We start from the raw sequence: 14,828 nt of genomic DNA, 5'->3' as shown, positions 1-14,828 counted from the left end.
TCGTTCGATTGCCATTTGCTGCGGAACCACTCGGCAATCGCCACGTTCTGCTCGAACAGCGAATACTTCACGCCGCCGCCGTAATCGGGACCGGTTGACGGCCGAGCCGTCCGGTGCAAACACCGCGCGGCCTCACGAACGGAGCCGCAGCGGCAAATCATGTCGAAGTAGCGAGTCGAGCGGGCATGGGCGTTCAAGCGGCGATACTGGCAAATCGCACCGCGTTTCATGGCGCTCCCGCAGGCTCGATGCCCGGCAGCGCCGCCAGCGCGCGCTCCCAGATCTGCCGCGTGCGCAGCCACACGAGCTCGCGCCAATCCGCATCGGCAGGAAGGAACGCTTCGAACAGCGCACGGCTGATCGCGCGGCCTCGCGTGTCGCGCGGGTCGCCATACAGGTGCAGCCAGTGGTCGTCGCGCAAAGCCGTGTGCATCGGCGCTTCCGGGTACGTGCCGCATTCGATCACAAGCTGCATCAGGTGCGTGTCCGGCAAAGCGTCCAGCAGCGCCTGTGAGGCATATCCAGTTGCGCGCGCAACCACACCGGTTTCGCTGACGGCGGCGTCCGCGTGCGTGAGCAGCGTGTAGAGCCACGGGCCGTAAAGACGCTGCGCATCGGCCAGTGCGGGATAGGCCGTTTGCGCAATCGCCATCAGCATCGGATGGCCGAACGCGCCCGCGCCCGTGTGCAGATCGAACGAAATCCCCACCTGGGCCGGTTTGATGAAGCGCTGCGCAATCTCGTGCAGGGTCCGGTTGGACCAGGTGGCGGTCTGGCCTCCATAGAACAGTCCATCCGCGTGGCGATACTGGCCCGCGCCCACGATCGCCTGCACGCCCGACCAGCCGAGCGATTCAACTTGCCGCCCCAGCAACGTATCGGCATGGTGCCGCTGCGGACCGTCGATATCGCGGCATGCGTAAATTTCGTGCAGTTCCTCGTAGCGCGGATTGAGCGGCAACGGCGCGCCGAAGTCGACGTAGTTGCGATTCAGATCGACGTTGTCCTCATTCACGCGCCTGACCCATGCCGTGCCCCACGGATTGATCAGATGCACCATCATCACCGCGACGTCGTCGGGCAGGCTTCGCGCGGCCAGTTCGTGCAGCCATTGCGTCTGGCACGTCGAGCCGTAGTAGCCCTCCACCCCGTGCGTACCCGACACGGCCACCAGCACGCGGCGCGCATTGGCGTTGCCGAGCCAGGCTACGTCAGTCGCGAGCGCCTCGCCGTTGGGACCCTTGAGCGGATGCGCATAGGTCGTCACCGTTGCACCCGCCAATTGGGCGGCGTGCAGAAAATGTTGGCGTTGGGCCGCGAAATCGGGTTCGACGGGAAAGCCGATCTTCATGAAGTCCTCTGCGAGTCATCAAGCGGGTTGTGGGGAGCGCGCCGCGCCGCTTCGCACGGACGCCCCGGTCAACGCCAGCGTAACGTGGCCCGCGGGTTTCGCGCAGCACAGCAGCACCGTGCCTTCGGCGGGCGGGTCGAGCGGCGCGGTGGCGTACTCGATGTTGCCTTGCGCCAGCGGCGTCACGCAAGTATTGCAGATGCCGATACGGCAACTGAACGGCACCGCATAGCCATGCTGCTCCGCCAGTTCGAGCAGCGACTCGCAGCGGTCATCCCATGCCACGGGTTCGGCATCCGGATGAAAACGCACAGTGGTTGCGTGCGCATCGAATTCCAGTTTCGTCTTCGCACCCGAAATTTCATTAGACGATGTTTCGCGCGTGGGCTCCGGCTCGGCATCGGCCTCAAGCACGGTTGCAGGGCCGAAGAACTCGTAACGGATGCGTTCGCGCGCCACGCCGAGGCTGCGCAGGAGCCGCCAGTTGGCCTGCATGAACGCTGGCGGCCCGCATAGATACACTTCGTAGTCGTCGAGCGGCAGCAAGCCTTGCAGCGTTTCGCGCGTAATGAGCCCCTCGCTGTCGAAACTCTGCGCCAGACGGTCTTGCGCGCGAGGCTGCCGGTAGCAGGTGTGCACGCGCACGTTCGGACACTCGGCCGCCACGGCCTGCACTTCGCTGCCGAACGCATGCACGGCACCGTTCTCGCATGCGTGAATGAAATACATGCGCCGTTCGCGCGCGCCTTCCATCGCACGAAGCCGATGCAGCATGCTGACGAGCGGAGTCAAACCCACGCCGCCGCTCATCAGCACCACGGGCCGCGCGGTGTCGTCGCTGCACACGAATGCGCCCGACGGCCCCGCCACGTCGAGTTCATCGCCAACTTGCACCACATCGTGCAGATACGACGAGCCTCGCCCTGGCTCCAGGTCCTCGCGCCCCACCGGGGCCGGCTCGCGCTTGACGGAAATCCGCCAGCGCGTCGTATCGGCCGGGTCGCCCGAGAGGCTGTACGTGCGCAGCAGCCACTCGCCGCCCGGCAATGGCAAGCGCAACGTGACGAACTGCCCTGCCGCGAACGGTGGCAGAGCCTCGCCATCGGCGGGCACGAGTTCGAACGAGACGATCGAAGCGCTTTCGCGCGTGCGCGCGCTCACGCGCAAGCGGCGAAAGCCCGTTGGCGCACGGCTCGCCGATTCCGCCGCGGTCTTGCCAGCGTCACTCATTTCACGTCTCCGCGCGCTCGCGTTGCACGAGGTGAACCGGCGCAAGCGCGGGTTTTTCTGTCTGCCGCTCGCGCTCGATCATCTGCGCAAGCGCGCGCCTGAAGCGCAGCGGTCCCGCGTCGATGGCGAGGTCGATGTTCGGCGTACGTGCGTTCTGCATGCCCGCGTGCACGGCCGTCAACACCGCGCGGTCTTCTTCGAATGCATGGCGCACGTCCGCGTCGAACTGGCGCGACACCTGCTCATCGTCGGGCGCGAAGTTGCGCGTCTGGAACCAGTAGTAGCGCGTATGCGATGCGTCCACCGGCGTCATGAAGTTATAGGAGTTCATCAGGAACACATCGGCATGCGGGGGTGCATCGTCGCCGCCCGTGCCGGCCGGCGTGAAGACGGCCTTGATGATCGCATGCGACGGAAAACGCACCTCGTAATGTTGCTTGCGGTCGCAACGTCCTGCGAAGCGCACGAACTGCGCGTAGAACGGCGCCACCTCCACATCGCGCATCCAGCGCGACACGGTCACGCCGTGCGCGGCCACCTCGGTCTTGAGCGGTTCCGCCTCGCAGGCCGCGTTGCCAAACGACGAGCGATGCACCCACGCAACGTGCGAGGGGTCCAGCAGATTGTCGGTGACGTAGAGGTAGTGGCAATCGACCGTCATTGCGTCGCCGCGATTCACGCCCCACGCCGGGTCGCCCCATTCGTCGATCTGCACGATCTTCGCGGGATCGGCCTGTTCAGGCTCGCCCATCCAGATCCAGAGCAGACCGTAACGCTCCGCCAGCGGGTAGCTGCGCACTTTCGCGCCGGAAGGGATCCGCGCGCTGCCCGGCGCACGCACGCAGGCGCCCTCGCAGTCGAACGTGAGTCCGTGATAACCGCACTCGACATGATCGCCGACGAGCCGGCCCATCGAGAGCGGCAGCTTGCGATGCGGACACGCGTTTTCGAGCGCGACGGGCGTGCCATCCTCGCGCCGGTACAACACGACCGACTCGCCCAACAAGGTCACTGGCGCTAGCTCACGCGTTACTTCCGCGTCCCATGCCGCGACGTACCACGCATTCCTTAAAAACATTCCGTTGCCTCCAACCTGGCGGTGTCGTGTATTGGGTTTCAAGGATAAAAAGCCAGAAAGCAAAAGAATAGATGTAAAAACCTGCCTGTTCGTTTAGAGTTTCTAAACTGTGAATATCTTTCAGAGATTCAAGCGATAACAAAATGACGACGAACAGCTTTCCCCCATTGCGTGCGCTGCAGATCTTCGAAGCCGTCGGCCGATGCGGTGGCATTACCGAAGCGGCCCGGCGGCTGGGCATTTCCGCGGGCGCGGTCAGCCAGCAGATCAAGCTGCTGGAAGACACGCTGGGGATGCATCTCACGCAAAAGGATGGCAAGCGGCTGCGCCTCACCGCGATTGGCCGGCAGTATCACGAGAGTTGCGCAACAGCCTTCGAAAGCCTTCGCGTGGCGCATGCCGAAATAGAACGCGCGAAGAACACGCGCAATCTGAGCGTCAGCGCGCTGCCTTCGCTGGTGTCGAAGTGGCTCGCGCCGCGCGTGCTCGAATGGCAGCGCCAGCATCCCGAGCTCAGCGTGTATCTCGATGGCACGCACACCGAGCCATCGCCGGACGGCTACGAAATCGACTTTCGCATCAGCTATGGCGAGCGCGGCTTGAATGCCGAGAATGCGGTCGAGCTGTTCCGCGATTGCGTGGTGCCCGTGTGCAGCCCGCGTCTGCTGGAATCGGGCACGCCGCTCGAGACTCCGGCCGATCTACTCGCCTACCCATTGATAACGGTGGACTGGCTGCCGAAGTTCGCCTCGCCGCCTTCGTGGAGCGAATGGTTCGCCGCCAACGATGTCGATTGCGGGGATTTCGACGAGAACCGCCTCGTGTTCTCGCTCTCGAGCGTGGCGATTCAGGCGGCCATCGACGGCTACGGGTTCACGCTCGCGCAAGGCTCGATGATTGCCGACGACCTGGCCGCCGGCCGCCTCGCCATGCCCTTCGCGCTCGGGCTCGCGTTGCCGTCGCCCTACTTCCTCAAGTGGAAGCCGAACGCATTCGACCGGCCCCATTGCCGCCAGTTTCACCGCTGGCTCGTCACGCGCGGCAAGGAGCAGCAACAGCGCAACGAGAGCCTGCTGAGCGTGATCTAGTTTTAGCTAGCCAGCACGTCGAAATCGAAATAACGCCGCGCGATCTTTTGATAGGTCCCGTCCTTGATCATCTCGCCAATCGCCTGATCGATCATCTCGCGCAATGCGTTGTCGCTCTTGCGAAAGCCGATCGCCGCGCCCACGCCCAGCGTCTTCGCGTCGTTGACCGACGCGCCAAGGAACGCGTAATCACGGCCCAGCGGCGTTTTCAGAAAGCCATTGCTACCGGAAATCATGTCGGTCAGCGTCGCGTCGAGCCGGCCCGCGCGCAGGTCGGTGTAGACCACTTCCTGATTGGCGTACGAGATTACGTTAATGCCGGCCGGCGCCCAATACGCCTTTGCATAAGCCTCCTGAGTGGAGCCTTGCGCCACGCCGATATTCTTGCCCTTCAATGACGCGACCGTCGGTTCGAGCTTCGCGCCGCGCGGCCCGATCAAAGCGCTCGGCGTCTTGAACAGCATGGTCGAGAAAGCCACCTGCGCTTCGCGCTGCGGCGTCACCGACAACGCGGACATGATCGCATCGAACTTGCGGCCCTGCAGCGCCGGAATGATGCCGTCGAATGCGGTCTCCACCCAGACGCACTTCGTCTGGAGCCGCCGGCAGATTTCGTTGCCGAGATCGATTTCGAAACCTACCAGCTTGCCGTCCGGCGCTTTTGATTCGAACGGCGCATAGGTCGGGTCGACACCGAATTTCAACTCGGTCAGTGCCTTGGCATGGGCGGAAAGCGCCGCAAGGGACAGCGCGAGGCACACCAGCGTTTTCTTCGTGGCATTCATGGGAGGTCCTGTTCGGGTAGGTCGCTTTCGGAATGGCAAGATGGTAATCGCGACGACGACCCAAGCATATGGACTCAAAAAACCAAAGAACAGAGGTGTGCCGATGCTCGATGCTTAAGTTTTTCTAAACTTCGAAGGCGATCAGATCTCCACGCGCGCGCCCAATTCGATCACGCGGCTGGCCGGCAGATTGAAGTACGCGGCGATATTGCCTACGTTATGCAGCATCACGGCGAAGAGCCGCCCGCGCCAGAAGCCCATGCCGCGGCCCGCGGCCACCACCACCAGCGCACGGCTCAGGAACCACGAAGCCTCCTGCGGATCGAACGCGAACCCCGAGGACTTCGCGGCCGCGAGCGCCTGCGGCAAATTCACGTCGTCCTTGAAGCCGTAAATCACGCTCACCTGATAACAGCCCGGCGCCAGCAGCGCCACCTTCACGCGCTCGCTTTCGGGCACTTTCGGCACGCTCTTCGTCACGACGGTCAGGAACGCCACGCGCTCGTGCAGCACGCGGTTATGGCGCAAGTTGTTGATGAGCGCATGCGGCACGGATTCGAGGTCGGGCGTGAGGAAGATCGCGGTGCCGCCCACGCGCACGGGCGAACTGGCAAGCAGCGCATCAAGGTAGGGCTTGAGCGGCTTCTTGCCCGCGCGCACGCGCGCCTCGGCCATCATCAATTGCCAGCCGCGGCCCCATGTGGCCATGATCGTGAACATCACCGCGCCAAGCGCGAGCGGGAACCAGCCGCCCTGCACGATCTTCAGCAGGTTCGCCGAGAAGAACAACGCGTCGATCACGAGAAAGAACGCGGTGGCGAGCACGCATAGCGCCCAGTTGTAATGCCATGCGTAGCGCACGACGAAGAACGTGAGGCAGGTGGTGATCAGCATCGTGCCCGTGACGGCGATGCCGTAAGCGGAGCCGAGCGCCGTGGATGAGCCGAACCCGACCACGGCCGCAATCACCGCAACCAGCAGGATCCAGTTGATGCCCGGCACGTAGATCTGGCCGAACTCGCGCTCGGACGTGTGCACGATGTTCATGCGCGGCAGAAACGAAAGATGCATGGCCTGCATTGCCATCGAGTACGTACCGGAAATTACGGCCTGCGAAGCAATCACGGTCGCGATCGTGGCGAGCACGATCATCGGAAAGATCGCCCATTGCGGGAAAAGGCGGTAGAACGGATTTTGCACCGCGCCGGGATTGGCAAGCAGCAGCGCGCCTTGCCCAAGGTAATTGAGCGCGAGCGCCGGAAACACGAGGCCGAACCACGTGAGCCGGATAGGTCTCTTGCCGAAGTGGCCCATGTCGGCGTAAAGCGCCTCCGCGCCCGTGAGCGAGAGCACCACCGCGCCCAGCGCGACGAACGCCACCCAGTGATGATGCAAGCAGAACGCCAGCCCGCGCCATGGATTGAGCGCCACCAGCACCACCGGCGCGACGGCGATATTGGCGACGCCCGCCACGCCGATCACCACGAGCCAGAGCACCATCACCGGCCCGAACACCGCGCCAATGCCACCCGTGCCGTGCTTTTGCGCGACGAAGAGAACGATTAGCGCGACAAGCGTCACCGGAATCACAAAGGTTTTGAGTTCGGGCGCCGCCACTTCGAGCCCCTCCACCGCGCTCAGCACGGAGATGGCCGGCGTGATCACGCTGTCGCCGAAGAAGAGCGCTGCGCCCATCACGCCCACGATCAGCAGCGCATGGCGCAGCCGCGGCCGGTGCGAGACCGACGAAGCGGCCAGCGCCAGCAGCGCCATGATCCCGCCCTCGCCGTGATTATTCGCGCGCAGGATCAGCGCGACGTATTTGAGCGAGACGACGATCATCAGCGACCAGAAGATCAGCGAGACGATGCTGACGATATTGAAAGCGTCGAGCGCGAGGCCATTGCCGGGATCGAACACCGTGGAGAGCGTATAGAGCGGGCTCGTGCCGATGTCGCCGTAGACCACGCCTAGCGCCGCGAGCGCAAGGCCGCCGAGCGCCTGGGGATGCGCATGGTGCGCGCCGTGCGAGGGGCCGGCCGCGGGCGTGGCGGATGAGGAGTCTCCCATGTCTGCCTCCTGGTGCGCGATACAGCGCACGCCCATCAAACACCCAAAACGCGGCGATGGCAATTGGGGCGATGCTTTTCGGGTGCTTCGGGTGCGTTTGAATACCTCCACGCCGCCGAAAATGCACCGCCCGGCTTTCTCGCGTATTAAACCGCTCGATAGCGTTAATTCAACTGCTTTATTTCGGCTAGTTCCCCCAAGCCTTTTCGCGCGCAGCCGATTCCGTTCCAGCCCCCGCCTCCGACGATTCCAGCGCTTCGAGCGAGGCATCCTTCGTCTCGATGCCAAGCACCCACACAGCCAGCGCCGCGACCGCAAACGACAGCGCACCGAGCGAAAACACGCCGCCCTGCCCAAACACCGGCAACACAACACCCACCACATAAGGGCCGATCAGCGAGCCGACCCGCCCAATCGCCGAGGCGAACCCCGAACCCGTCGCACGCGCGCCAGTGCCGTAAAGCTCAGGCGTATACGTATAAAGCGCGGCCCACATCGCGAACAGGAAGAACTGCATCACGAGCCCCGTGCTGATCAGCAATACGATGCTCGCCCCATGCAGCGCCGTTTGTCCGTAGACGAACGCCATCGCGCCGCCGCCCACGAGCGACGCAATGCAAGTGGGCTTGCGGCCCCAGCGCTCGACGAGCCACGCAGCGCACAGAAACCCCGGTATCCCGCCCAGCGAAATCAGCACCGTGTAGAACACCGATTGCGTGACTGCGAAGCCCGCCTGCTGCAACAGCGCGCCGAGCCACGAAGTGAGCCCGTAAAAACCGAGCAGCGCGAAGAACCAGAGCAGCCACACCATCGTCGTGCGGCGGCGGTACGCGGGACTCCAGATCTCGCGCAATGCGCTGCGCCCGCGCGAAGACGCGGGTTGCGCGAGCTGCTGCGGTGCGGGCAAGCTCGTCAGCCCCATGGAGCGCATCACGCGCGTTTCGACGTCCGAGACCACGCGATCGGCATCCGCGAGGCGCCCGCGATGCTCGAGCCAGCGCGGCGACTCCGGCACGATCCGGCGCACGACAAGCACGAACACCGCGGGAATCGCGAGCAGCGCGAACACGGCGCGCCAGCCGAGCGCGGGCAACACGAAGTACGCAACAATGCCAGCGGTAATGAAGCCGAGCGGCCAGAAGCCGTCCATCAGTGCAACCATGCGGCCACGCTGCGCGGAGGGCACGAATTCCGAAAGCAATGCCTGCGCGATCGGGAACTCCATGCCCATGCCAAAGCCGAGCAGGATCCGGTAGACGATCAGCGAGTTCACATCGTGCGCGGTCGAGCACAGATAAGATGCGATGCCCCACAGCACCATGCTCCACTGAAACACCGGACGACGGCCGAAACGGTCGGCGAGCAAACCGGCCACCGCAGCGCCGATCGTCATGCCGAAGAAGCTCGCGCTTGCCACGAGCCCGGCCTGCGCGCTTGACAGGCCAAACTCCTTCTTGATCGAGCCGAGAACAAAAGTCATCGTGCCGAGATCGACCGAATCGAAGAAAAATGCAAGCGCAATGATCAGAAAAATCAGCTTGTGATAGCCGGAAAACGGCAAGCGTTCGAGCCGTGCGGCGGCGGTCGCGCGCGATTTGGGCGACGAAGAAACGGAAGCTTTGCGCATGGCGTCCTCTGATGGAATAAGGCTGTGCCACGGGACGTGGCACAGCCGTTCGCTTCAGTAGACGTGAACAAAATCCCTTGCCATAGAAGGCGAGCGGCATAGTGACAGAACACAAGCGTCATGAACGCCAGGGCGGGAGCCATTTTTGCTCCTTGCGAAGCCGCTGGGTGCGCAACTTTTAACCGCAGTGGCAATCAGGAAATCCTGTTGGCAATTTACTTCTGAAGAAAGAAAAATTTGCTCGCTTGTTCCAGTTGTTCCACTTGTTCCTTTCGCCTCGTTTGCCCGATTTTTCCGCTCGCGCACTGGCCCTTTCCACGAGAGTTGCGTTTCATCTCGTCGATTTCTATGCTTTTTGCATCCGCCATGGATGATCGGTCATGACGGCGTTCAAGAAGCGAAGCAAGAGGAGAGTCGTTCCATGAAGATGCCGCCCCTGCCGGAACGAGAGGAACGCGAAGTGCGGGTGCCGGAGAACATGATCGACCCCGCGACTCCCGAAACAAGCAACGATCCCGCGCGCCTGAACGCCGGCGCGTGGTTCAGCCTCGCGATAAGCTTCGGTTTCTTCCTGCTCATGGTCGCGATTGGTGTGAAGTATCACATTGCCGCGCAGTCCCATGAGGAGCTAGCAGGACCCGATCGCCTCGTTGCCGCGAATGCGTCCGTGCCCGCCTTTGCTACAGCGCCCGCCATTGCCGCAGCGGCCGCCATTGCGCCAGCGTCCGCCATTGCGACAGCGTCCACGCCCTTACCCGATGCTTACGATACCCTGCTCGTGCAGGCGCGCGAATGCGCGGCTGAAGCCCAATGGGATTGCGTGATCGAAACGACCAGCGGCGCCATCGCGCAACGCGGCAATACGCCGGAAACCAAAGCGCTGCTCTCGCAGGCCATGGTCAAAGGCGGATGGGTTCCGCAGAAAGCGCACAACGTGCGCGAGGTCTCCACCATGCCGCCGGAACCGAAGCGCCCCGTCACGCATGGGCATCGGCATAGGGCTCATGCTGAGCGGTTGAGGTATGGCGCTATAACACGGCCTAATTCCGCGGATCAGATGGCGGATATTTATCGGCATTGAGGATTTGCCTGGCCTGCCGTGGACCATGCAGAATCTATCGAAGTAAATTCACTTCAGCATATGGTTTGCGATCCTTTTCATCTGCTTCCGGCTCCATCATGAAAGACCAGTTCCATCCCCACACGTTCACCATCACGCACGCGGCTGATCGCGTGCTTTAGCTTGACCCGGTAATACCCGTTCGTCCCTTCAACCGGACGCTGCACCGTAGCGATAATGGCCGCATCACCGAGTGCGAGCGGCACCACCATCGCCCGCGACTGCATACGCGGGCGCTGCTCGGTCATGACGAATTCGCCGCCCGTAAAATCCCGTTGCGGCGCGCATAGCAGCGCGACCACCTGAAACGGAAACACTTGCTCGCCCTCGTCATGGCGATGCAGCGCGAGACGATCGCCTGCGCGCAGCCGGCTCAGATGCGATTGCGGTCGATGCTGTCCGGCGCGGCGGTTTGCGTCGAGAAAGGCATCGAACTCGGCAGGAAAGCGTGTTTCAAGGCCCGCCAGCGCATGCCAGCGGTTCGCCATGGGCGCCAGACACCGATAAAGCGCCTCACGCCACGCATGCAAAGGCGGCGGCAGACCTTTATCGAAGTAAAACCGTTCGCCGCTTCCGGGTTCCCCCGATACGGACGATAACGGTACGCACCTTCCATCCATCAACCGCGCAAGGGCCTGTGCTTCGCGCGAATCGAAACAATTGGGCAGCACGGCATAACCTTCGGCGTCCAACTGCGCACCAATAGCGTCGACATCGAAACGCTCGATCATGGCGCGCGCATTCATGCCGGCTCCAATACCGATGCTGACGCCGAAGCCGCGCGCGCATCGTGAAAGATCAGCCCAAGCGTATGCCGTGTGCCGCTGCGCACGACGCTCACGCCATGACGCATCGCTACGCGGCGCACGCCTGCGCGCCCACGCGGGTTCACCGTCATGTCCGGCCGCTGATTGACCGCGAACACCACGGCATCGCCCTGCTCCAGCGCGACGACATCGGCGTGCTGATCGCGGCTTCCCGTTTCGGTCATGACGAACTCGCCGCCCGTGAAATCGGTGCCCGGCGCCGAAAGCAGGATCGCCACCTGAAGCGGGAACACATGGTCGCCGTAAAGGTCCTGATGCAGACAGTTGTAGTCGCCCTCGCGATAGCGGAGCATGAGCGGCGTGGGCCGCGTCTGTCCTGCTGCGTGGCAGCGCGCGAGAAACGCTTCGAGCTCGTCGGGATACTGCACGTCGATGCCCATTTGCCGGTTCCACCGGTTGGCGACCGGCGCAAGGCGGCGGTACAACGCGTGGCGCAGCCGTTCGAGCAGCGGCGGCAACGGGTAGGCGAAATACTTGTATTCGCCGCGCCCAAAATTGTGGCGCGCCATCACGATGCGCGAGCGAAAGCAGTCGTCGCGCGGATACAGCGCGGCAAGCTGCTCGCACTGTTTCGCCCGGAGCACGGACGGCAGCACCGCATTGCCATAACGGTCGAGCGACTCGGCCGCGTCTGCCCAGATCGCGTCGCCGCTTGTGGCCCAATTAGTGGCACAACCCGTGGCGCAACTCGTGGCCCGATTCCTAAGCGCCGCCAGTTCTACATCGGCCATGTCTTGTTTCCGGTGAAAAATGGAACGAGTTCAGTCTACCGGCGCGGCAACCACATGAAACTCCGCACCTTGCGCTGCAATTCATGCGCGGCAAACTCGATCGACAGGGGGATGTTAGTATATGGCCCGCCGATGGCTTTGGTCATGGCGCAACCGTGCGGGACGCAATCGAAACGCCCGCTACGCACCCATTATTTCCGCCATGTCCGCCTCTTCCTCCGACCGCGCGACCACGCTTGCGCGCGCAACCAATTCGCCGCGCTTCCTGCTGGCGCTGATCTGCCTCTACGCATCCGCGGGCCAGCTCGCAATCGACATCTACGTCCCCGCGCTGCCCGCGATGGCGCGCTATTTCGCGACCACGCCGCAGGCCATCCAGTCGAGCGTCTCCGGCTACATGGCTGCCTACGCGCTCGGCCAGCTCGTCTTCGGCCCCATCGCCGATGCATACGGGCGCAAGCGCGTGCTCGCGTTCGGGCTCGTGGTCTACACGATAGGCTGCGTGCTGTCGCTCGCCGCGCCCAATCTGGAGACCTTCGTGCTGGCCCGCTGCCTGCAGGGCTTCGGCATCGCCACGACCAATCTGCTCGCCAAGGCCATCATCACCGACTCGTTCAGCGGCAAGGCGCTAATGCACGCGTTCACCTATATGTCGATCACGTGGGGGCTCGCGCCCATCGTCGCGCCCGTGATAGGCGCGCACCTGCAAACGTGGTTCGGCTGGCAGGCCTGCCTCGTATTCCTGCTCATCTATTCGCTCGGGATGTGGGCGATGCTTTGGCGCTATCGCGAGACGCTGCCGCAACCCGTGCATCTGGAGCCGCGCACGCTCATGGCGAATACGGGCAAGGTGCTCGCGAGCCCGGTGTTCCAGAGCTGTTTTCTTGCGCAGGGGCTGTGCTACAGCATTCTGCTCGTGTTCAATATCGTCGGGCCGTTCATGGTGCTGAACACGCTGCACAAGCCGCCGACCTATTTCGGCTATCTCGCGCTCGGTATCGGCATGATGTATTTCCTTGGCGGCTTGTCGAACCGGCTGCACGGTCCGCGCCTGCCGAGCCCCGAGTGGCGGCTGCGGTTTGGCTCGCGCGTGATGGCGGGCGCGGCGATCACGATGCTCGCGCTCTCGCTGACGGTGGGCCTGCAAGTCTGGACTCTCGCCGCGCCGGTGCTCGTGATGGGTTTGTGCGCGGGCGCGATGTATCCCACGCTGATGGCCAAGGGTAATTCGCTGTTCCCGCACATTGCGGGATTGACGAGCGCGATACTCGGATGCGCGCTGCTGCTCGTGTCCTCGGCGATGATGGGGCTTGCCGGCTTTGTTTCCGTGCACGTGCTCACGCCGCTTGCGGCGTTCTTCGTGATCCTCGCGCTCACGGTTGTCGTGATGGTGGGCAAGCTGCTGCGCTATCTCGAGCGGATGGAATCCGAAGCGGCGGCGTGAAATCGCCCGTGTGAATGCGTGCGGCGAGCGCGCACTACGACGGCAAGGTTCCCGCCGAGCCCTTCAACGCGTCATACAGCGAATCGATTGGCAAATCGCCAATCTCGCTCCGGACGTAAGCCGTGAACGCGCGCTCGTACAACGCGCGTCCTTCCAAAGTATCAATCGTCATATCAAAGCCGCCCAGCACCAGTTCGGCAACCGAATCGGCTTCGATCAGAATGTGCTCGGCTCTGTCCCTGTTCATATCCACTCCTTGTTGCTGCATGCCCTCGAATTTTAGGGGATATGGCGCGGAAGTGGGCGTATCAATGTATTTCAGGCAGCACAGGCGGCACATCGGGCGTGTCCGGCAGCCGCGTCGTGCGATATTCGTTGGGCGACTCGCCAAACTCCTTGCGAAACTCGCGGCCCAGATGCGAGGCATCGGAGAATCCGCATGACGATGCGATATCGGCCACCGTGCGATCCGAACTCGTCAGCAGCCACGATGCCATGCGGATACGAATCTGCCGCGCGTATGCGCCGGGAGAGCGGCCCGTCTCCGACGTGAACAGCCGTTCGAGTTGCCGCACCGACACTTCGAGCCGGTGGGCAAGCTCCGGCAAGCTCAGCGGCTGGCCCATATGCTGCTCCATCAGCAAGATGGCGCGCCGGACCTTGGGATGCGTGGCGGGTTCGAGGCCCGGCGGATGCGGCTGGGGCGCGTTGCCTTTCTGTGCATCGTCCACGAGCAGAATGCGCAGCGCCTTGCGCACGATCGTGGCCTCTACATGGCGCAAGAGAATGGCCGCCGCCACGTCGATCGACGCCCGGCCGCCCGAGCACGTGATGCGCCGCCGGTCGATCACGAAGAGCCGGTCGGCAACGAGATCACGCTCGTCCACATGCGGAAAGCGCTCGACGAAATCCCAGTAATGAAACCAGCTCACGCACACCCGGTAACCGCTCATCACGCCGGCGCGCACGAGCGCGAACGCACCCGTGCAAACGCCCACGAGCGTGGCCGGCGTGTCGGCCATGGCGCGGATGAAGGCGAGCGTCGCGTCGCTGGCCGAGGGTCCCGAATGCAGCAGCCCGCCCACGATCACCACGTAATCGAATTCCCCGGCTTCGGCGAAGGTGGTCCACGGCGTGATCTGAATCCCGCAACTGGCGCGCACGGGAACGAGATTTTCTCCCACGATGGTCCATGAGCAGCGCACGGGCCGGCTCATATCGCCCTCGTCGCTCGCGAGCCTCAGGAGATCCACGAAGCCGGAAAAAGCGGTCAAGGTGAAATTGGGCAACAGCACGATCCCGAAGCGCAACCGCTTCGGGTTTCTGGCCTCGCTTTCAATGCTGTCAATCAAGTGGTTCGTCATGGGAGAACGCCTGCATCAATGCATCACGGTAATCATCTCATGACAACGTGCCGCGCTCATCCCTGAATGCGTGCGCCGCGCACCACAATGGCGCGCACGCACCGGCATCATGA

13 protein-coding genes are annotated in these 14,828 nt (G+C 63.3%); 3 read left to right on the top strand and 10 right to left on the bottom strand.

All coding sequences use genetic code 11. The annotated features are described in order from the left end of the window. Nucleotides 1–226: 226 nt before the first annotated feature. Genes NH14_RS16225 through NH14_RS16215 form a run of 3 tightly spaced genes read right to left on the bottom strand, consistent with a single transcriptional unit; the run spans nucleotide 227 to nucleotide 3,659 of the window. Nucleotides 227–1,351 (bottom strand): DUF2817 domain-containing protein, encoded by a 1,125-nt coding sequence (locus NH14_RS16225; protein WP_035525579.1) that lies wholly within the window; start codon nucleotides 1,349–1,351, stop codon nucleotides 227–229. Nucleotides 1,352–1,369: 18 nt separating this feature from the next. Continuing rightward, nucleotides 1,370–2,581 (bottom strand): 2Fe-2S iron-sulfur cluster-binding protein, encoded by a 1,212-nt coding sequence (locus tag NH14_RS16220; RefSeq protein WP_052147990.1) that lies wholly within the window; start codon nucleotides 2,579–2,581, stop codon nucleotides 1,370–1,372. Nucleotide 2,582: 1 nt separating this feature from the next. Continuing rightward, a complete protein-coding gene (locus NH14_RS16215; protein WP_035525580.1) occupies nucleotides 2,583–3,659 on the bottom strand; it encodes an aromatic ring-hydroxylating dioxygenase subunit alpha in 1,077 nt (358 codons plus the stop codon). 143 nt (nucleotides 3,660–3,802) lie between these two features. On the opposite strand from NH14_RS16215, the gene NH14_RS16210 reads away from it, so the two are divergent. After that, nucleotides 3,803–4,747, top strand: a complete 945-nt coding sequence (locus tag NH14_RS16210) for a LysR substrate-binding domain-containing protein (protein WP_035525582.1) — start codon at nucleotides 3,803–3,805, stop codon at nucleotides 4,745–4,747. Between the two features lie 2 nt (nucleotides 4,748–4,749). Here NH14_RS16210 and NH14_RS16205 read toward each other — a convergent pair whose 3' ends face one another. The 3 genes from NH14_RS16205 to NH14_RS16195 form a co-directional block, all read right to left on the bottom strand. Beyond that, nucleotides 4,750–5,532, bottom strand: a complete 783-nt coding sequence (locus NH14_RS16205; protein WP_035525584.1) for an ABC transporter substrate-binding protein — start codon at nucleotides 5,530–5,532, stop codon at nucleotides 4,750–4,752. Nucleotides 5,533–5,673: 141 nt separating this feature from the next. Continuing rightward, complete coding sequence (locus NH14_RS16200) at nucleotides 5,674–7,602, bottom strand: potassium transporter Kup (protein ID WP_035525585.1); 1,929 nt, start codon at nucleotides 7,600–7,602, stop codon at nucleotides 5,674–5,676. A gap of 187 nt (nucleotides 7,603–7,789) precedes the next feature. Then, nucleotides 7,790–9,229 (bottom strand): MFS transporter, encoded by a 1,440-nt coding sequence (locus tag NH14_RS16195; RefSeq protein WP_035525587.1) that lies wholly within the window; start codon nucleotides 9,227–9,229, stop codon nucleotides 7,790–7,792. A 370-nt stretch (nucleotides 9,230–9,599) separates the two neighbouring features. On the opposite strand from NH14_RS16195, the gene NH14_RS16190 reads away from it, so the two are divergent. Continuing rightward, the gene (locus NH14_RS16190) at nucleotides 9,600–10,310 is read left to right on the top strand and encodes a hypothetical protein (protein ID WP_035525590.1); all 711 of its coding nucleotides are present in this window, start codon (nucleotides 9,600–9,602) and stop codon (nucleotides 10,308–10,310) included. Between the two features lie 77 nt (nucleotides 10,311–10,387). Here NH14_RS16190 and NH14_RS16185 read toward each other — a convergent pair whose 3' ends face one another. Continuing rightward, on the bottom strand, nucleotides 10,388–11,095 hold the full coding sequence (locus NH14_RS16185) for a 2OG-Fe(II) oxygenase (RefSeq protein WP_035525592.1): 708 nt from the start codon (nucleotides 11,093–11,095) through the stop codon (nucleotides 10,388–10,390). Further along, nucleotides 11,092–11,907, bottom strand: a complete 816-nt coding sequence (locus tag NH14_RS16180; protein WP_084225344.1) for a 2OG-Fe(II) oxygenase — start codon at nucleotides 11,905–11,907, stop codon at nucleotides 11,092–11,094. Before NH14_RS16180 ends, NH14_RS16185 begins: the two co-directional genes overlap by 4 nt. Before the next feature lie 202 nt (nucleotides 11,908–12,109). Here NH14_RS16180 and NH14_RS16175 point away from each other — a divergent pair, with 202 nt between their 5' ends. Further along, nucleotides 12,110–13,351: a multidrug effflux MFS transporter gene (locus NH14_RS16175; RefSeq protein WP_035525594.1), complete on the top strand. Its 1,242-nt coding sequence runs from the start codon at nucleotides 12,110–12,112 to the stop codon at nucleotides 13,349–13,351. A gap of 34 nt (nucleotides 13,352–13,385) precedes the next feature. Here NH14_RS16175 and NH14_RS16170 read toward each other — a convergent pair whose 3' ends face one another. Beyond that, nucleotides 13,386–13,598 (bottom strand): hypothetical protein, encoded by a 213-nt coding sequence (locus NH14_RS16170; protein ID WP_035525595.1) that lies wholly within the window; start codon nucleotides 13,596–13,598, stop codon nucleotides 13,386–13,388. Between the two features lie 61 nt (nucleotides 13,599–13,659). Continuing rightward, the gene (locus NH14_RS16165) at nucleotides 13,660–14,715 is read right to left on the bottom strand and encodes a GlxA family transcriptional regulator (protein ID WP_052147991.1); all 1,056 of its coding nucleotides are present in this window, start codon (nucleotides 14,713–14,715) and stop codon (nucleotides 13,660–13,662) included. Nucleotides 14,716–14,828: the final 113 nt, after the last annotated feature.

The organism is Paraburkholderia sacchari (assembly GCF_000785435.2).
In the GTDB taxonomy this organism is placed as follows: Bacteria; Pseudomonadota; Gammaproteobacteria; order Burkholderiales; family Burkholderiaceae; genus Paraburkholderia; species Paraburkholderia sacchari.
This window is presented reverse-complemented; position numbering and strand designations above follow the sequence as displayed.

Coding starts and splice junctions, on each gene's coding strand:
- NH14_RS16170 (WP_035525595.1), bottom strand. CDS start 13,598: ATGAACAGGGACAGAGCCGAGCACATTCTGATCGAAGCCGATTCGGTT.
- NH14_RS16210 (WP_035525582.1), top strand. CDS start 3,803: ATGACGACGAACAGCTTTCCCCCATTGCGTGCGCTGCAGATCTTCGAA.
- NH14_RS16200 (WP_035525585.1), bottom strand. CDS start 7,602: ATGGGAGACTCCTCATCCGCCACGCCCGCGGCCGGCCCCTCGCACGGC.
- NH14_RS16190 (WP_035525590.1), top strand. CDS start 9,600: ATGATCGGTCATGACGGCGTTCAAGAAGCGAAGCAAGAGGAGAGTCGT.
- NH14_RS16175 (WP_035525594.1), top strand. CDS start 12,110: ATGTCCGCCTCTTCCTCCGACCGCGCGACCACGCTTGCGCGCGCAACC.
- NH14_RS16180 (WP_084225344.1), bottom strand. CDS start 11,907: ATGGCCGATGTAGAACTGGCGGCGCTTAGGAATCGGGCCACGAGTTGC.
- NH14_RS16215 (WP_035525580.1), bottom strand. CDS start 3,659: ATGTTTTTAAGGAATGCGTGGTACGTCGCGGCATGGGACGCGGAAGTA.
- NH14_RS16205 (WP_035525584.1), bottom strand. CDS start 5,532: ATGAATGCCACGAAGAAAACGCTGGTGTGCCTCGCGCTGTCCCTTGCG.
- NH14_RS16185 (WP_035525592.1), bottom strand. CDS start 11,095: ATGAATGCGCGCGCCATGATCGAGCGTTTCGATGTCGACGCTATTGGT.
- NH14_RS16220 (WP_052147990.1), bottom strand. CDS start 2,581: ATGAGTGACGCTGGCAAGACCGCGGCGGAATCGGCGAGCCGTGCGCCA.
- NH14_RS16225 (WP_035525579.1), bottom strand. CDS start 1,351: ATGAAGATCGGCTTTCCCGTCGAACCCGATTTCGCGGCCCAACGCCAA.
- NH14_RS16195 (WP_035525587.1), bottom strand. CDS start 9,229: ATGCGCAAAGCTTCCGTTTCTTCGTCGCCCAAATCGCGCGCGACCGCC.
- NH14_RS16165 (WP_052147991.1), bottom strand. CDS start 14,715: ATGACGAACCACTTGATTGACAGCATTGAAAGCGAGGCCAGAAACCCG.